We start from the raw sequence: 16,588 nt of genomic DNA on the forward strand, positions 1-16,588 counted from the left end.
GCATTTCTTATTCAAGTTATTTTAAAATTTTAAGATTTTTCTGTTTGTTCTTCAACAGGGTTGCGTAGACGAGAACTTTGAAGAAGTCCCTGTTCTTCTAAAATGGGGTAGATCATTGAGGTCAAAAGAGAGTTGATTTGTTTGAGGTCGCGCACAGTGTCAAGATGAAGACTGGATGATTCTACATTTTTGAGATCCCCTTCACGCAGACGTTTAAAATGTTTTAAACTCATCTCTTTTTCTAAGTTTCGTAGTTGATCTTTTTTTTGTACCAATAGGTGTGCAGTGTGTGTATCACGTGAGACGAGAACGTTAAATGCTATATGCGCGTTGGCTAGTACAATGGCGTGGAAACGAAGGAGGTCACTCCAGCCCTCGCTGCTGAACTGTAAACCTTTTTGTTGTTTCTTTTTAACCAGCATCAACATATTGTGAATAATGATATCGCCTGCTTGGTCTAATTTTATACAGGCACCTAGAAGTTCTTGCGTTTGAAGAGCTTCTTCGTCAGATAATTTTTGTCCCGCTAATCGTGCAAGATAAAGTTTGATGGCGATATGTTTTTTGTCCAATATGGTGTTGAGTTGGTTGAGTTCACGAATAATATTGGGATCAGGCTTTTCATAAAGTCCCATAATTTTTTCTAGCATGATGTCTACAAGATCACAAATATGAATGACTTCACGCATGACATTCGAGAGGGCGAGAGTTGGGCGTTCAAGAACACTATCATCAAGAGCTGTTTGATCGGATAAATTGAGCGTTTTATCGGTTTGCGTTTTTTTTGCACTTATATTCACGATCTGAGTGGTTAATTTTAAAACCCACTTTGAAAGAGGTATTCCAGCAAGGAGAATGAAAACATTAAAAATGATATGGGCATTAATCACTTGAGTAGGGGCGTTATTGCCAAGCCATGTGATGGGTGGTTGAAAGGAGAGAAATAAGATAAGTATAAGGATTGACCCTGCTCCACGCATGAGTAAATTTCCTAAGGGAACGAGGCGAGTATTAGGAGAGGCGTTGCGCGTTAAAAGTGGTGCTATAAGAGAAGAGCCAAAGTTGACACCAAGAACCATGACAACACAGAGTTGCGTATGGATAAGATCGTAATTGGCAAAATTGACCAGCAAAATGATTCCTGCAATAGATGAATGTAAGAGGTAGGTTAAGCCAGCAGCCAACAAAAAAGTGGAAACAGGATCGGTTGAAAGATAACGAATGATGCTAGGCAAAATTTCGCTTTCACGTAAAGGCTCTGTCGCTGTACTTATCATTTCTAAAGATAAAATCAAAAGACCAATACCGATGATAATACGTCCTATTTGACGCCATTCACGTTTTTCTGTTGTCATGAAGATACAAGTGCCAATTAAAAGACAAAGGGGCACCACAAGTGTGAGATCATAGGTTAGGATTTTTACAACGATTGCTGATCCTAATTCTCCTCCGCGTACAGCCATAAGTCCTGCTACTCCAGAGACAAAACCAGATTCAACGAAAGAGCCAACGAGGAGTGTTATTGCTGTAGAGCTTTGTAAAATCATTGCTGTAAAAAGCCCAAAACTTACGGCAAACAATGGTTTTGAAACGACGTGGCACATTTTATATTTAAGTCTGTCACCATAGGCGCGTTCAACTCCTGTGCGCACCATGCGTGTGGCCCAGAGAAGTAAAGAAATAGCGCCGGCAAGATGAAGGAGTACCAATGAACCATTCATGATACTTTATTCTTTCTTTGTTGTTGTGAATGCGGTTGCCTCAAATTAATAAATTGAAGTTTATTGTTTTTATTTTACTTTTGCTTTTAATACTTGATTAAAATCATAACCGCTTGGATTTTGAAAAACCTTTAGACCGAAACAGGGCAGAATGGAATAAAGGTGATCAAAGATATCGCCTTGAATTTGTTCATAGTCTATCCAAACGGTGGTGTTCGTAAAGCAATAGATTTCTAAAGGTAAACCATTTTCTGTAGGAGGTAATTGTCGTGCCATGAGGGTCATATTAGGATTGATGTTTAGATGCTGTTGTAGATAAGCAAAAACATAAGCACGAAAAGTTCCAATGTTGGTTAAACGGCGTGTATTGGCTAAGACATCATGATTTTTATCTAATTGAGCATTCCATTGATCAATTTCTGCTACTTTTTGCGTGAAATAATTTTCTAATAAATTAAATCGGGAAAGATATTTTTGTTCTTCTTTTGTGAGAAAATGGATACTTGATTGATCAATAAAAAGAGAGCGTTTGATGCGTCTTCCACCCGATTCTTGCATTCCACGCCAATTTTTAAAAGGGTCGGTCACAAGTTTACGGATAGGAACTGAGGTGATGGTGTTGTCGAAATTTTGAACTTTAACAGTATGCAAGGCAATTTCAATAACATCACCATCGGCACCGAGGTTGGGGATTTCAATCCAATCCCCAACACGCACCATATCAGTGGATGAAATTTGAATACCGGCAACGAGAGAAAGAAGCGTATCTTGAAAAATTAACATGAGAACCGCGGCCATTGCACCAAGACCGGAGAAGAGAATAAGAGGGGAGCGGTCAATTAATGTAGCGACCATTAAAATTGTTGCAACAGCAAAAAGTGCAATTTTAGCAATTTGAATATAACCTTTTATTGGTTTTAGTCGTGCTGTTGGTCGTTGTTCGTAAAGGATGTTAATGACATTGAGACAGGAAGAAATTGTCAGGACGACAAAGAAGATAATGAAGGCGTTGGCAACATTACCGATGACAGTGCTAAATGCATCGGGCAATGTTGAGATAAAATTAACACCAATTGAAAGAATAAAAGCTGAAATGATATCCGCTATGTATTGAATAGCATTATTAATATCGATCGTTGTATTTTTTGGGAGAAAAGAAGAGAGTTTTTTTGCTCCGTGAATAAGTAATTTTCGTCCTAGAAAGTTCACTAAAAGGGCAGCTATAGTAAGAATAACAAGCCAAGAAATAGCCTCTAACCACGGATATTGAGCAATAAATTCGATCACTTTTTATTCTCCATTTCTAAAAATATATGCAGTTGAGGGTTTAAAATTTTACAACTGCTTTAAGAGGAAGTATTGGAATTATGCTCTAAAGTCGTTAAATATGCAAAAAAGAATTTTTAAACTCTGTGAGAGATAATGCGTTTTCCGCCCGATTTCCTTAATGAACTGCGTACGAGACTCCCAATTTCAACAGTAATTGGTCAACGGGTGGATTTTGATCCTCGAAAAAGTAAGCCTTCACGGGGAGACTTTTGGTGTTGTTGTCCATTTCATGGTGAAAAAACGCCAAGTTTTCATTGTGATGATCATAAAGGGCGCTATTATTGTTTTGGTTGTGGTGTAAGTGGAGATATTTTTACCTTTTTGTGTGAGCTTGATGGACTGCACTTTTCAGAAAGTGTAGAGCGTTTGGCTGATTTTGCGGGAATGAAACTCCCTATTTTGGATTCACAAAGTCATCAGCGTCAACTGGAAAAAACTGACCTTTATGATGTGATGAAAATTGCTACAGATTTTTTTCAATATAATTTACGCGATAAAGGAGGTATGCAAGCACGTCGTTATCTGGATGCACGTGGTGTTACACCAGAGCTTGTAGAGCGTTTCCGCATTGGTTTTGCACCGGTAAGGCGTACAGCTTTGAAAGAAGCTTTGAGTGCACGTGGCATTTCAATCAAGCAAATGGAAGAATGTGGGCTTCTCTCAGTGCATGAGGAGAGCGTGGATTCTTATGACCGATTTAGAAATCGCATTATGTTTCCTATCGAAGATTTGCGCGGACGTGTGGTGGCTTTCGGAGGGCGTGCATTAGAGAAAGATACACGAGCAAAATATCTCAATAGCCCTGAAACAGTGCTGTTTCATAAAGGAAATATACTTTATAACGCGGCAGCAGCTCGCAAAAATAGTCGCTTTGTTGGCGATGAGAAAATTCATTCACTCCTTGTTGTTGAGGGGTATATGGATGTTATTGCATTGACTAAAGCTGGTTTTGAAGGAGTTGTAGCACCCTTAGGGACAGCATTAACGGAAGCGCAAATTGAGCTTTTATGGCAGATGGGGAAGGAGCCTATTTTGTGTTTTGATGGTGATGATGCGGGTTTAAAAGCTGCTTTTCGTGTTGCTGATCGTGTGTTGCCTCTTTTAAAGGCTGGGGTTTGTGTACGCTTTGTTTTGTTGCCACAAGGGAAAGATCCTGATGAAATTGTTTGTGCTGGTGGAGCACAGCTTTTTTCTTCTTTTTTGCAAAAAGCTATTCCTTTGAGTGAGCTTTTATGGTGGCGTGCTACCTCTGGAAAGCATTTTGAAATTCCAGAGGCACGAGCAGCGCTAGAAAAACAACTAAAACAACAAATTTTTACGATTAAGGATGAAGATGTCCGTCGTTATTATTTGCAAGATATAAAAAAACGCCTTTTTGATTTTTTTCGTCCCTCTTTTTCAAAACAAAAGGGGGAAGGGCGATATGGTCAATCTTCACCAAATAGGACCTTTAAAGATCAAACCTTTTCTCTGTTAGCAAATTCTGAAATAGTACGAAACTCTTCGCAATCTATCCCTTTGCGTGAAGCAGTGATTTTACTTACTTTAGCTTACTATCCTGAGTTGTGGTATGAAAATTTTGAAATTCTTTCTGAGTTAGAATTAAAAAATACTCAATTGATAATTTTTCATCAAGCCATGTTGGAAATTCTTGGGGACCAACAGCTTCATGATAAAGAGACGATGGTTGCATTCTTAGAAAAAAGAGGACAAAAGGCTCTGTTAGAGCGTATGAAATATCTTGTGCAAAATATTGGTATGCGTATTATTCTTGGTGGATCTCCTATAGAAGATGCACGTGCTATATTAAAACAAGCTGTCTACTTGCATCTTCAAGAACACCACCTACATAAGAGGTTACAGGATATTGAAGAGCAACTTGTAGAAAATCCTAAGAGTGAGGTTTTTGATCTGCTTCGTGAGGTAAAAAATGAGCTGGAGCAGATGCAGGCAACAGAAGCGTTAATTGAAGGATTTGGAAGTTGGTTGGATGAAAAAATAGACGGGAATACACAAGATACGATAAAATGATTCGCTTTTTTAATGCGAATCAGTCACTTAAATTTTAGATGAGGAAGTTTATGTGGAGTGACATTCTTATAAAGATGACAATTAAATTTTAGGAAAAGCGGGCAAATTTTAGGAAAAGCGGGAAATTGGTTCTTACGATAGGGTACAGAGATTATCTCAGAAGGACTGAGAGGTGTCGGGGAAACTTCTGGAGTTTTCCCGCGTTTTTGGCTGAATGACAAGGTGTATACAAAATGTATTCTTTCTAATAGTAATCTCTTAAGAAATATATATAAGAAACTATTGGGTGATTGAAGTGAGAACAAAAAAGCTGGTCACATAGAAACTATGGCGTGATCGAGTGGAGTTATGGTATGGCAACAAAGGTTAAACAGAAAGATAATGCAGAAGTAAAAAGCCAAGCGAGTTTAGATGGCCCTCTTCTTGATTTTTCTGATGATGCCATCAAGAAAATGATTAAACTTGCCAAAAAAAATGGTTACGTAACGATGGATGAACTCAATGCAGTTCTTCCTTCTGACGAGGTTACATCCGAACAAATTGAAGATATCTTGGCGATGTTCTCTGAGATGGGGGTTAATGTTGTGGATGATGAGGATGAAGTTGAGTCTGAAAATTATGAAGAAGAAGTTACGGTAGAGGGGGGGGATTTAGTAGAAGCCTCTAGCCACGCAATTGCAACGACAACGAATAAACGCGAAGTAACAGATCGCACCGATGATCCGGTGCGTATGTATTTGCGTGAGATGGGAGCTGTTGAGCTTCTTTCGCGGGAAGGCGAAATTGCCATTGCTAAGCGTATTGAAGCAGGCCGTGAGACAATGATTGCGGGACTTTGTGAGAGTCCTTTGACTTTTCAGGCTCTTATTATCTGGCGTGACGAGTTAAAAGAGCAGCGTATTCTTCTTCGTGAAATTATTGATCTTGAAACGACTTATGCTGGTCCAGAAGCAAAGCAGGCTCCTGTTATTGAGCGAAGTGAAGTTGATAAGACAGTAGAAGAAAAAATGTCTTCTGGTATACGTAATATGGGGGAGAGCGCAGGAGAGAGAAACATTGAAGACGATGATGAAGAAGACGAGGACGATGTTAACTTATCGCTTGCTGCAATGGAAAATGAACTTTGTCCTCAAGTTATGGAAACATTGGATTTTATTGCTCAAACCTATGTAAAATTACGAAAATTACAAGATCAGCATGTTGAAAGCAGTTTGGCAGAGCGTAAAGAGGGGGCCCTTACATCTTCTCAGAAGAAGAAATATATTCAATTAAAGGGTGAGTTGATTCAAGCAGTAAAATCTCTTTCTTTAAACCAAAATCGTATCGAAGCTTTAGTTGAACAGCTTTATGACATTAATAAGAGATTGATTCATAATGAAGGTAAGCTGAAACGGATTGCCAATAGCTATGGCATTGGCCATGAGGATTTTTTAAAAGAATACCAAGGGCGTGAATTGGACGCGGATTGGATGAATTATATTGCTGCTTTGCCTACACCTGGTTGGAAAGAGTTTTCGGTGCGTGAAGCAAAAGAAATCCATAAACTGCGAAGTGAGATACAAAATCTTGCGCAAGAAACGGCTATTTCGATTGGTGAATTTCGTCGGATTGTTATGCAGGTGCAGAAAGGTGAACGCGAATCAACAATTGCGAAAAAAGAGATGGTAGAATCTAATTTGCGTCTTGTCATTTCAATTGCAAAAAAATACACCAATCGTGGTTTGCAGTTTCTTGATCTTATTCAAGAGGGCAATATCGGTTTGATGAAGGCTGTGGATAAGTTTGAATATCGGCGCGGTTACAAGTTTTCAACTTATGCGACATGGTGGATTCGTCAGGCTATTACACGTTCAATTGCTGATCAGGCACGTACAATTCGTATCCCTGTTCATATGATTGAAACAATTAATAAAATCGTTCGTACCTCGCGTCAGATTCTCCATGAAATTGGACGAGAACCAACACCAGAAGAATTGTCTAGCAAGCTTTCTATGCCGTTAGAAAAAGTACGAAAAGTTCTTAAAATTGCAAAAGAGCCTATTTCACTCGAAACGCCTGTTGGTGATGAAGATGATTCCCATTTGGGTGATTTTATTGAGGATAGGAATGCGTTATTACCAATTGATGCTGCTATCCAAGCTAATCTGCGAGATACGACAACACGCGTTCTTGCTTCATTAACACCGCGGGAAGAGCGTGTTTTGCGTATGCGTTTTGGAATAGGGATGAATACAGATCACACGTTGGAAGAAGTAGGACAACAATTTTCAGTTACAAGAGAGCGTATTCGTCAGATCGAAGCAAAGGCACTTCGTAAATTAAAACATCCTAGCCGTTCACGAAAATTGCGCAGTTTTCTCGATTCTTAAATAAAGGAATTCGTGTGCATTTTAATAGCCTTCCTTCTTCTTCTTCTTAATGAAGGGGGGAGGTGCTTCATGTTGTACTTGGATACTTTTTTGAGAAAAACATAGGAAGAATTTGAATAATCTAGAAAGTTTACGATGTTTAATGTTTTTCTTATCTTTGGGGCTTTATACTATCTCAATAGATATAGGGCAAAGGGTGGTTATGGAGTAAAGAGTAGGGGGGCTTTCAAAAAATGGACGATAAAACATTACCTTGCGTATAGCACGGCTCGTTTTTTAAGAAATGAGATCTATTAGGAATAAACTTATATTGCAACATACGGACTTTTTGATGAAAATGTATATTCTTTGCGGAATTTTTCTATCATTTTAGGTGACGCATTTTATTCTTCGTTAAGTTTACAAAAAGATGTTTTAATAGGTTACGTTCATTTATATACGCTATTTTTTGAATATTCTCTTTTTATTCAGATGGATTTTAAGAACATGGTTTAAACTATACATTGAGTTTAATCTTTTTAAGAGACAAAAATAGATGAAATTATAGAAATTAAATGTTTCATTTTTTATAGATCGTCTTAATTTAAAAAGGTGTGTCTGAGTTTATGAGTGAAGAACTTCCCTTTTGGAAAGTAAAAAAATTAGAAGAGATTTCCATTTCTGAGTGGGAGAGCCTTTGTGATGGCTGTGGCCGTTGTTGTCTCCATAAAGTTGAGGACGACGATACGGGTGACCTTTATGCAACCAGTATTGCTTGTCGTCTTTTAGATGGGGAAACCTGCAGGTGTCGAGATTATGCTCATCGTAAATCAATTGTACCAGATTGTATATCGCTAGACATTACAACAGTTAAAACAGCCTGTTGGCTTCCAGAAAGTTGTGCTTATAGATTAATTTACGAGGGAAAAGATCTTCATTGGTGGCATCCATTGGTATCAGGAGATTGTCAGACGGTACATATCGCGCGTATTTCTGCACGCGAACAGATAGAGATTTACGAAGACGAATTATTATCTGAGGAAGATTATCTTTATCACATTACTGGTCTTCTACGTGAAGGCCAGTAATGTGATTTTTTATACAACAGTTGGTGACTTAATCGATCGCAAAGACTACAGTGACACTCACATTATAATTTAATTCACCACCTGCAAAATTTGTATTTGCGTAGCTTGCATCTGCTGCTCTACTCATGAGACGTGGTGCTGGATGGTAGTAATCATCTTTTTCATTGATTTCAATAATTTTTCCTAATTTTAAATCGGCAGCTTGTGCTATCGTTTGCGCTTTTTCAATGGCTTCAGTAATGGCTTTTTTACGTGCTTCTTGATAAAATGGCTTTGTATCTGCGTTGGTAAAAGTAATGCCGTTAACTGAATTAACACCTAGTGTCATCGCTTGATCAAAGATTTTACCAGCATTGGTAAGATCACGAATGCGCACGGTTAAAGAATTTGAAACATGATAGAGTTTTTCATTATTCTTTTTTTCGTGGTGGTTATCAGAGGTCGACTGATAAATGGATAAGCCTGATGTTTGCAAATCATTTGCTTGGATACCATTGTTTTTAAAAGCTTTTATAATATCATTGATGGATTGATTATTAGAAGCTAATGCCTTTTGGGCAGTTTTGTCATAGGTAACAACGGCTAGATTAATAATGGCCATATCCGGTGCTGCTTGACTTTCTCCGGTTGCAGTCACTGTGATTGTTGCATTTTTTATTTTGTTTGCTTCAGCATGCACAGTCAATGAAGTGGTTAAGAGTGTGAATGCTAATATAGCTGTTTTAACCAGAGACCCCTTCAGTGGTTGAATTTTCTTTTTTATCATATCTATTCCTTTAATATTTATCAGTTTATTACTTTCTCATTTTTGAGAGTTTTTGTAAAGAAATTAGAGCACTGGAAAAAAAACCAATAGAAAAGAGAAAAAAAGAGAAAAAGATGGGTTATAATCTTTGTCAGCTCTTGTATCATAGGGCATTTTAGTTTAGAGAGAAACAACCTATGTAGGGCCTGTAGCTCAATTGGTTAGAGCCAGCGGCTCATAACCGCTTGGTTGGGGGTTCGAGTCCCTCCGGGCCCACCAATAGGGAAATGTCCAATAGAAAAATAGATCGCTTAAAAGTTTTGAGATTCTACCTTTTTCGTTTTTTATTTATTTTCCTGTTTTTTTAGAATCTTTTAGTCGTTGTTTGTTGCAGTTTTTTCTCTCAGTCGCTTTAATATGATGGTATGTTTTCTTAGTTTCATCAAAGAAGTTCTCTCACTTGCAACCTTTTAGCATTTGGATTAACTGATATGTGTCCTATTTACTTTTTTAATTCATATACTGTTTTATAATTTTTCTGTATGGTGTTCTTCATAAAATAGAAGGCTAAAAGCTTCATTGGATAAGTTTATTTATACTTGTTCTGCAAATAAATAGACCTCAATAAAACCAATTTTAAAGATTGTACCTGTTCAGAACAAATGGCTCAAAAAAATTTAGTGTAAATTTGCTTTTTTCTAAGTGATGTTAATGTCTTTTAGACGTTCGAATAGCATCATCGTGATGAAAGGTTAGTGTATAAGAGAATGTGATCTATGGGCATTCATATGTATCATGGGGGCAACGATGATAACATTTGTTGATATTTTCTTTTTCACAAGAAAGGAATTCTATTTGATATTTTGAGAAATATTGTTCATAGTGACGGTGGCGTGTTCTCTGAAAGAATTTTATTAATTATTCTTTGAAAAATCAATTGAGTGATTGTTTCTATTGCTTTGCATCATCCAGATTCTATTGTAATAAGCATTTTATTATTCTGTAAGAAATGTTTTCTATGATATTGGAAAATTCATTAAAATACCATTTTGGACTTTGTGTATTTTCTGTTTAATGCTCAAAGTATAGCATGTAATTCGAATTGTTATTGAAGAACCAAAGGTCTTTTTTGATTTTATTCTCATCGGGGATTGATCGTATTTTGATAAACCTAGCTCTTTTTTGTATTGCTAAAATCTTCCTTGTATTGATTGTGAGGAGAGTTTGATCTTTGTTATGAGTTTCTTCTCTTATGAAAAATTATTGGCAGGGAGAGTGTTTTTTGGGAAAAGTATACTTCTTCTTCAAAGTCATACTTTGAAAATATAATTCTTCATTTGCATAAGGGAATTTCTCTCTTGTTGTAAATCTGTATCAAATTTACGTAAAAAGATTGTGCGTGGTGATTCGTTTTATTTTTTAATAGTATCATTTTTGCTTATGATAGAGACTTATATTAGTATTTACAAGGTGCGTTTAGAGGGGGGGGTACCTGTAAACGTGTTACAGAGTTTTAGGTAGTGAGGCTCTGTTTATAAGAATTTATTCCTATAACATTGTTATATTCTTGCTTTGCAATATTGTTAAAAAAACATAGATAGTGCTATGTAGAATAAATTGTGATGTATTTTTTTCAAAAAAGCTCTTTCGTGTTCTCTTATATAGAGTTCAGGAGTGTCTTCAGGGATATTTTCACATTAGTTTTTATTGGTCCGAATCGCAAGATCTGCGTAACATTATTCGCGTTTTTGATAGATTATACCAATTTTCATAAGAAGGTCTGGATCGTGTGATGCTTTCTGTTTCACCATGGTACATGACTAATAGAACTTCATCTGATTTTGTAAAATAAGTTTGTACACAATTGCTTCCATACTGCCTATTGCAAATATTTTTTTCTAAGGTATGAGATATATTTTAAACGCTTTAGCGTTATATAGTGTGACTACATGGAGTATGACTATGAAGAATGATAAAAAATTTGAAACAACTTTATCTGATATTATTGTGAAATGGGAGTCTTTATCGACGTCTCAAAAGCAAGCGATATTGGATAAAGTAGAAAATTCTACAGATTCTGCTCATTCAACAGAACATTTAAGGCTTCAATCTTCTTTTTATCTCCAGACGAAATCAAAGTTATGAGTTTTAAATCTTCATCGGAAATGTTGAAACCAGTTATTACATATATGGCACTAGCATTTCCCAGTGTATTCAAAATAGCCATGAGTTTATCTACAGAAGGCCTCTTGCCTCCATTTATCATTTGTTGGACGTAATTTTGTCCACAGCCTGCAGCTCTGCTTATTTCAATCATTGTTCGTCCGTCACTTTTTATCAATTCAACTAAGCGTTGGAACCAATCTTTTTCAGTCTTTGTCATTTTTAGACCTTTACATATTTACGCTATAGCGTTAATATTGCGTTGCGAATCCAGAATATATGATACAAGGAGCGTGAAAATATCCATGTGTAGCTCTTCGCTAAGGAAGCATATAGAGTTGTTTTTAACTAATAACAAAATGTCCCCATACACTTTCAGATTCGAATCAATAAAAATGGTTGCTTAGTTCCACGGTTGTGAAAAAGTAAATGTGTATACCAGAAAGGGCGATACACACTCGTATGTTTATGAGATTTCACTATGATAGTATACGTAGCAGCATTATAAATCAAGATATACCCCAACATCAGAATTTGTAAAAAAAATTCTGCGTTGAGGTAGTGTGTGAATATAACAAAGCTTTAGAGCCTTAAGAGATAGGATAATGGCTGTAGAAAAAATGTAAATTGCATAGACAAAGAATACTGATTTCTTCTTTATTGTAATAAATTAGATCACTATCAGATGGTATATCGTATATATGCGTAAAAAAATGGGAAATATTAAAAAAGTGATCTTGGATATTTTATTAAACAGGAAGGTAATCTGATCCACAAAGGTGGTTGTTTGGTAGAATTGCACATTCGATCAATGCCCTTATGGGGGTGAATGTGTTTTTATGATGCTGCGGTTTATAATGAAGTCTGTGTTTATAATGATATTGTTATTTATAACAATGCATTAACATATGGTTGTTTAGTCGTTCGTACGAGTTCGCATGTTTATGAAAAATAAGAACTTTATCGTTATTTAAATATGAGTGGAGATGCATATGTTTATGCTAATGCGGTCTTTTTTGATCAAGTTTTGAATGCTCAATGTATTGAACTTTGTGGTGATACTCGTGATTGTAGAAAGGCTCGAGTTTATAATGATGCTTTAGTTTGTGGTGATGTAAAGATTTGTGGGAAGGCAAAATTTTACAGAAATGCTGTGCTTTGTGACACTGAAGATTTTTGTAATAATGAAAAACTTTCATATATAGCCGCATTCCACATGGCGTAAAAAAGGAAGATAGGAACGATTTGGGCAAGGCTTGTATGATTGGATTGCGTCGTTAGTTTTATTTGACGTTCCTTATTTTTTGTATTTTGTGTCAATAAATGTGTCGTAAATAATTGGTGTGAGTGTAGATTTAGCCGCTTTCAGAGATTTTTTTGCGTCATTTATCAATGCTTTAATGGAGAAAATAAGAACGCCGAGAGTGACTGTTCACACTTGGAACATGCGATTTATTGCATTCTTTTTTTGATTGAGGATGAAACAAATTGATCAAGATGATCACTTGAGCGACAATTAAGGGAGATCCAAATGAGTGTAAACGAAATTTTATTGGGAGCAATGGTTGTTGTTTTGTTATGCAGCGGGGTTATATTTCGGTTTTCTTTATATTATCGCAGTCAAGTGAAAATTTTAAAAGAGGAATCTAGAAGAATAAAGCATGAGTTTTTAAGAGATTCTATGAAGATGACTGAAGAACGAGATAGGGCTATTAGAGAGCAAAGTATGGTGATTAAAAGACGTGACCAAGCAATTGAAAAACTGAAAAAACAAATTAAGCAATATGAAAAAAATGAAAAGAAATATAAAAAAATGCTTAAATCTGAAGATGATAAAGAGTGATTGTATTTATATTTTGCATTAAAGGGTTTGGAAATGTGTTAGGAATATTGGAATGACGAGAGAGATAAACTTTAATGAAGCCAATTATGGTGCTGATGGAGAGATTGTATTGGAAGAGATATTCAGGTTTACTCTGATTTTATGACAACATTTAATTTTATAAGACAGAGCGTCGTTGATCATAAAATAAGAATTTATGATGATAAACTAGTTTATAGGTAGGCTGGTTATTAAAAAGCGTGTCTATACAATCCAGAAATTTTATATTATTGCTGGAAACAATTTTGCGCGTTCCTTTTAGATGTAAGGTATAAATGCCACGATAGTTTCAGCTAATAGGTATAAAAAATTGCATGATAATAGAAAGAAAGAGATATTTGCTTTTTATGAAGATGAAATCGGTAAGTCAGTTATGGTTATCAGATACAGAAGAGGAATATGAACGTAAAAGATATTAATATCTTGGAGAGTAAATATATTTCATCATTGATGATTTATCTTCTCTTCATGTTTGTTTATTTTTTATGAAAAATACAAAACTTAAGAGATTTTCTTTTTGATAAAGGCTATAGAGATTTGAGTATGATTAAAAATAAACATATAATCTGTAAGAATATGACTGTTATTTGTGAGTGTTAGAAATAATACAAGAACTTTCTCTCATTGAGGGGAAATCCATCACTTTTCATTTGTCACAAAAGTAACTACCATACCATTATACAAAATAAACGCTTGTTTTAATGGTAAAGAACGTTAGGACTGTAGTTCTCTAATAAGAGCCTTATGTGTAATTTCTTTTATTTGCTCAATATTGATTAGGATATCTTGTTTTGTTGGGTAACCTTTACTAGAAAAAGCAATTTTTTGTGCATCTCCTGAGATTAAACGCCAGTACCATTGATTGTGAACTCCTTGAAACACCTCAAAATACATGCTTCCCACCTCATAAAATAGCTGATAATTTTCAGGATAAATATTTAACTAATCCGCTTGTAAACATTAATCTATGTCTCTCTAGGAAGTCGTCAATATATGCCCCTTAAATTTTCTGACCTTAAAAAATAATTTCTATGAGAGCTATTATTCTTTTAACAAGAAAAAAATTATTGTCAATAAGATATGAATGAGAATTTTATACTATAAAATTATTTTTTTTAATTTAATGACACTATACTTTTATTTACAACGCAAATATTTTTTCTGTCGTTATAGAAACAAAGTTTATAAATTATATAAAATTTCACCAGCACGGATAAAGTAAAAAACACTTTTCTCCATACTGGTAGAGTTTAATCATTTCTTGTTTTTCTTTTTAAATAGACGTTTATTGATTAGCTATAACCTCTTTTTGGGATACGCTTCGAATGAGTAAATCAATGAATAAGCTAAGGGTATAAGAATTGGCCATTTTAGCTTTCATATCAATAAGAGAGGTTGTAGTTTTAGGGTTAAAACCATTTGATAAACCTTGTCTTGACAAATATTGCTGCAATTTTTCATAAGAACTGTCGATTTTTTCTTGATTTAGTTTTTCGTTACGATCACTATCGGAAAGTGTTTCTTCCAGTCCCTCGATTTTTTTAATAAAATAATTCCAGTCAAAATCACCTTTTGTATATTCGGTGTCAAACATTTTTCCTTGTCCAGTTAAAAGCCAATTAATATTGACACCATATAACGTGCGGTATGTTTGTAAGACACTAAGATTGGGTTCTCTCTCTCCACGCTCATAAAAAGCAATGGAATTTTTTGTCATGCTAAAACTTTTAGCTAAGGTTTCACGTGATGGATCGCCTAAAGCAAGACGTACATAACGTAAACGTTTTCCAAATATGGTTTTTGATTCAGTTTCAGGACGTGCCACGAATTATCTCCCTCGGTAAATCATCATGGTATAAATCATTAAATAATAAAAGCACACTATGTATTAATATTCTATGATATAATGTCAATATTATAGCTTTAATTTCTTGTTATTTTTTTATTTTCGTAGATAAAAAGCAATCTTTCATTTATTGTATTGACAATTGATATTTACTTCAAAACAAAATTCCTTGTTGCTACATTTGTCTCTTGCTTTTTTTTTGAGAGAATTTTCATGTAACCTTACCATATATATTCTATACACCCCTGCATTAATAGATGCAACTTTAAAGAGATGCAAGCTTTGGATTTATACTGTGTGTGCTGTAGTTGAATTAGAAAATAAACTTTGAGGAATGATCATGGCCCTATTACGCTATTTTGGGTGTGCTTTTTTTTTCACGATTATTGGTATTTTTTTAGGAGGGGCTATTGGTTGGTTCGAAACGGGAAGCATTACTGGTTTTCTTAAATATTTTTTTATTTGCTGTGTTTTAGGGATTTTGGAAATTTCTTTATCTTTTGATAATTCTATTATCAATGCGCGTATTCTTGGTAGAATGGATCCGTTATGGCGTCGCCGTTTTCTTATATGGGGCATTTTGATAGCTGTATTTGGGATGCGGATTGTTTTTCCGTTATTGGTGGTTGTCGTTGCTGTTGGGATTAATCCCATTGCGGCAGTCAAATTAGCGATATGGGAACCACATCGATATGCCGAAGTTTTAATCGATGCACATATGGGGATTGCCGCTTTTGGAGGAACTTTCCTTATGATGGTTGGCTTAAAATATTTTTTTGATTCTAAAAAAGAAGTGCATTGGCTTAATGTTATAGAGAGACCTGCTCAAAAGTTTGGGGCGCTTGTTGGAATTGATATTGCAATTGTTTTGATTTTGATCTTATTTGTTTCAGGTCAGATTGACGCAGAAAATAAAATAACTTTTTTATTGGCAGCACTTTATGGACTTTTGACCTTTATCGGTGTTGAAGTTGTCGGTCATCTCTTGGATACTCCTCAAAAGACTTTAACAACAGTAGCTCACGGGGGAGTAGGGGCGTTTCTTTATTTAGAAGTTCTTGATGCTAGTTTTTCTTTCGATGGCGTGGTTGGTGCTTTTGCCTTTTCACACAACCTTTTTATTATTGCGATAGGTCTTGGTATCGGAGCATTTTACGTTCGTTCTATGACAATTATGTTGGTTGAATCAGGAACATTATTGCATTATCGTTATTTAGAGCATGGTGCTTTTTATGCAATTCTAGTTCTTGCAGTGATTATGTATCTGCAAACGATTATATCGGTTCCTGAAGTTTTAACAGGACTTGTGGGAGTCTGTATTATTGGAATAGCATTGTATTCTTCGATTCGTTTTAAGCGTTGTCAATTGGATAAACAGGGCGTGTCTAAGTAATGAAAAATTCGTGTTTTCATCACGCTTTTGTTTATCGCATGT

Annotated in this window: 13 protein-coding genes and 1 tRNA gene; 8 read left to right on the top strand and 6 right to left on the bottom strand. The window is 35.5% G+C overall.

From position 1 onward, the window contains the following. Positions 1–29 precede the first annotated feature (29 nt). Both ACFIML_RS04825 and ACFIML_RS04830 read right to left on the bottom strand, forming a co-directional pair. On the bottom strand, positions 30–1,721 hold the full coding sequence (locus tag ACFIML_RS04825; protein WP_375608216.1) for a Na/Pi cotransporter family protein: 1,692 nt from the start codon (positions 1,719–1,721) through the stop codon (positions 30–32). 69 nt (positions 1,722–1,790) lie between these two features. Further along, entirely contained in the window at positions 1,791–3,008 is a 1,218-nt protein-coding gene (locus ACFIML_RS04830) for a mechanosensitive ion channel family protein (protein WP_375606944.1), read from the bottom strand. A 135-nt stretch (positions 3,009–3,143) separates the two neighbouring features. Between ACFIML_RS04830 and dnaG the strand changes: the two genes are divergently transcribed. From dnaG to ACFIML_RS04845, 3 genes are all read left to right on the top strand, one after another. Next, positions 3,144–5,081: a DNA primase gene (gene dnaG, locus ACFIML_RS04835; protein ID WP_375687517.1), complete on the top strand. Its 1,938-nt coding sequence runs from the start codon at positions 3,144–3,146 to the stop codon at positions 5,079–5,081. Between the two features lie 353 nt (positions 5,082–5,434). Then, entirely contained in the window at positions 5,435–7,450 is a 2,016-nt protein-coding gene (rpoD, locus tag ACFIML_RS04840) for an RNA polymerase sigma factor RpoD (RefSeq protein WP_375606946.1), read from the top strand. Positions 7,451–8,055: 605 nt separating this feature from the next. Further along, positions 8,056–8,517, top strand: a complete 462-nt coding sequence (locus tag ACFIML_RS04845; RefSeq protein ID WP_375606947.1) for a YcgN family cysteine cluster protein — start codon at positions 8,056–8,058, stop codon at positions 8,515–8,517. Between the two features lie 28 nt (positions 8,518–8,545). Here ACFIML_RS04845 and ACFIML_RS04850 read toward each other — a convergent pair whose 3' ends face one another. Further along, positions 8,546–9,283: an SIMPL domain-containing protein gene (locus ACFIML_RS04850; RefSeq protein ID WP_375606948.1), complete on the bottom strand. Its 738-nt coding sequence runs from the start codon at positions 9,281–9,283 to the stop codon at positions 8,546–8,548. A 181-nt stretch (positions 9,284–9,464) separates the two neighbouring features. On the opposite strand from ACFIML_RS04850, the gene ACFIML_RS04855 reads away from it, so the two are divergent. After that, positions 9,465–9,541: transfer RNA gene (locus ACFIML_RS04855), tRNA-Ile, on the top strand. A 1,683-nt stretch (positions 9,542–11,224) separates the two neighbouring features. Next, entirely contained in the window at positions 11,225–11,407 is a 183-nt protein-coding gene (locus ACFIML_RS04860) for a hypothetical protein (protein WP_273790801.1), read from the top strand. Here the strand turns inward: ACFIML_RS04860 and ACFIML_RS04865 are convergent. After that, positions 11,331–11,645 carry a helix-turn-helix domain-containing protein gene (locus tag ACFIML_RS04865; protein WP_007347852.1) on the bottom strand — a complete coding sequence of 105 codons (315 nt, stop codon included), beginning with the start codon at positions 11,643–11,645 and terminating at the stop codon, positions 11,331–11,333. The genes ACFIML_RS04860 and ACFIML_RS04865 overlap by 77 nt on opposite strands. Before the next feature lie 609 nt (positions 11,646–12,254). On the opposite strand from ACFIML_RS04865, the gene ACFIML_RS04870 reads away from it, so the two are divergent. Together ACFIML_RS04870 and ACFIML_RS04875 are read left to right on the top strand one after the other, a co-directional pair. Then, positions 12,255–12,380 carry a hypothetical protein gene (locus ACFIML_RS04870; protein ID WP_375606949.1) on the top strand — a complete coding sequence of 42 codons (126 nt, stop codon included), beginning with the start codon at positions 12,255–12,257 and terminating at the stop codon, positions 12,378–12,380. A 576-nt stretch (positions 12,381–12,956) separates the two neighbouring features. Next, positions 12,957–13,268 carry a hypothetical protein gene (locus ACFIML_RS04875; RefSeq protein WP_273790799.1) on the top strand — a complete coding sequence of 104 codons (312 nt, stop codon included), beginning with the start codon at positions 12,957–12,959 and terminating at the stop codon, positions 13,266–13,268. 753 nt (positions 13,269–14,021) lie between these two features. Here the strand turns inward: ACFIML_RS04875 and ACFIML_RS04880 are convergent. Further along, positions 14,022–14,201: a DUF1508 domain-containing protein gene (locus tag ACFIML_RS04880; protein WP_142416545.1), complete on the bottom strand. Its 180-nt coding sequence runs from the start codon at positions 14,199–14,201 to the stop codon at positions 14,022–14,024. A 391-nt stretch (positions 14,202–14,592) separates the two neighbouring features. Then, positions 14,593–15,132: a helix-turn-helix domain-containing protein gene (locus ACFIML_RS04885; RefSeq protein WP_375606950.1), complete on the bottom strand. Its 540-nt coding sequence runs from the start codon at positions 15,130–15,132 to the stop codon at positions 14,593–14,595. A gap of 361 nt (positions 15,133–15,493) precedes the next feature. Between ACFIML_RS04885 and ACFIML_RS04890 the strand changes: the two genes are divergently transcribed. Further along, positions 15,494–16,546: a DUF475 domain-containing protein gene (locus ACFIML_RS04890; RefSeq protein WP_375606951.1), complete on the top strand. Its 1,053-nt coding sequence runs from the start codon at positions 15,494–15,496 to the stop codon at positions 16,544–16,546. Positions 16,547–16,588: the final 42 nt, after the last annotated feature.

Source organism: Bartonella sp. AC62GZZY (genome assembly GCF_042196525.1).
In the GTDB taxonomy this organism is placed as follows: domain Bacteria; phylum Pseudomonadota; class Alphaproteobacteria; order Rhizobiales; family Rhizobiaceae; genus Bartonella.

What these genes read in the sequence shown, in the direction of transcription:
- ACFIML_RS04825 (WP_375608216.1), bottom strand. Translation starts at nt 1,721, where the DNA reads ATGAATGGTTCATTGGTACTCCTTCATCTTGCCGGCGCTATTTCTTTA.
- dnaG (WP_375687517.1), top strand. Translation starts at nt 3,144, where the DNA reads ATGCGTTTTCCGCCCGATTTCCTTAATGAACTGCGTACGAGACTCCCA.
- rpoD (WP_375606946.1), top strand. Translation starts at nt 5,435, where the DNA reads ATGGCAACAAAGGTTAAACAGAAAGATAATGCAGAAGTAAAAAGCCAA.
- ACFIML_RS04845 (WP_375606947.1), top strand. Translation starts at nt 8,056, where the DNA reads ATGAGTGAAGAACTTCCCTTTTGGAAAGTAAAAAAATTAGAAGAGATT.
- ACFIML_RS04850 (WP_375606948.1), bottom strand. Translation starts at nt 9,283, where the DNA reads ATGATAAAAAAGAAAATTCAACCACTGAAGGGGTCTCTGGTTAAAACA.
- ACFIML_RS04860 (WP_273790801.1), top strand. Translation starts at nt 11,225, where the DNA reads ATGAAGAATGATAAAAAATTTGAAACAACTTTATCTGATATTATTGTG.
- ACFIML_RS04865 (WP_007347852.1), bottom strand. Translation starts at nt 11,645, where the DNA reads ATGACAAAGACTGAAAAAGATTGGTTCCAACGCTTAGTTGAATTGATA.
- ACFIML_RS04870 (WP_375606949.1), top strand. Translation starts at nt 12,255, where the DNA reads ATGTGTTTTTATGATGCTGCGGTTTATAATGAAGTCTGTGTTTATAAT.
- ACFIML_RS04875 (WP_273790799.1), top strand. Translation starts at nt 12,957, where the DNA reads ATGAGTGTAAACGAAATTTTATTGGGAGCAATGGTTGTTGTTTTGTTA.
- ACFIML_RS04880 (WP_142416545.1), bottom strand. Translation starts at nt 14,201, where the DNA reads ATGTATTTTGAGGTGTTTCAAGGAGTTCACAATCAATGGTACTGGCGT.
- ACFIML_RS04890 (WP_375606951.1), top strand. Translation starts at nt 15,494, where the DNA reads ATGGCCCTATTACGCTATTTTGGGTGTGCTTTTTTTTTCACGATTATT.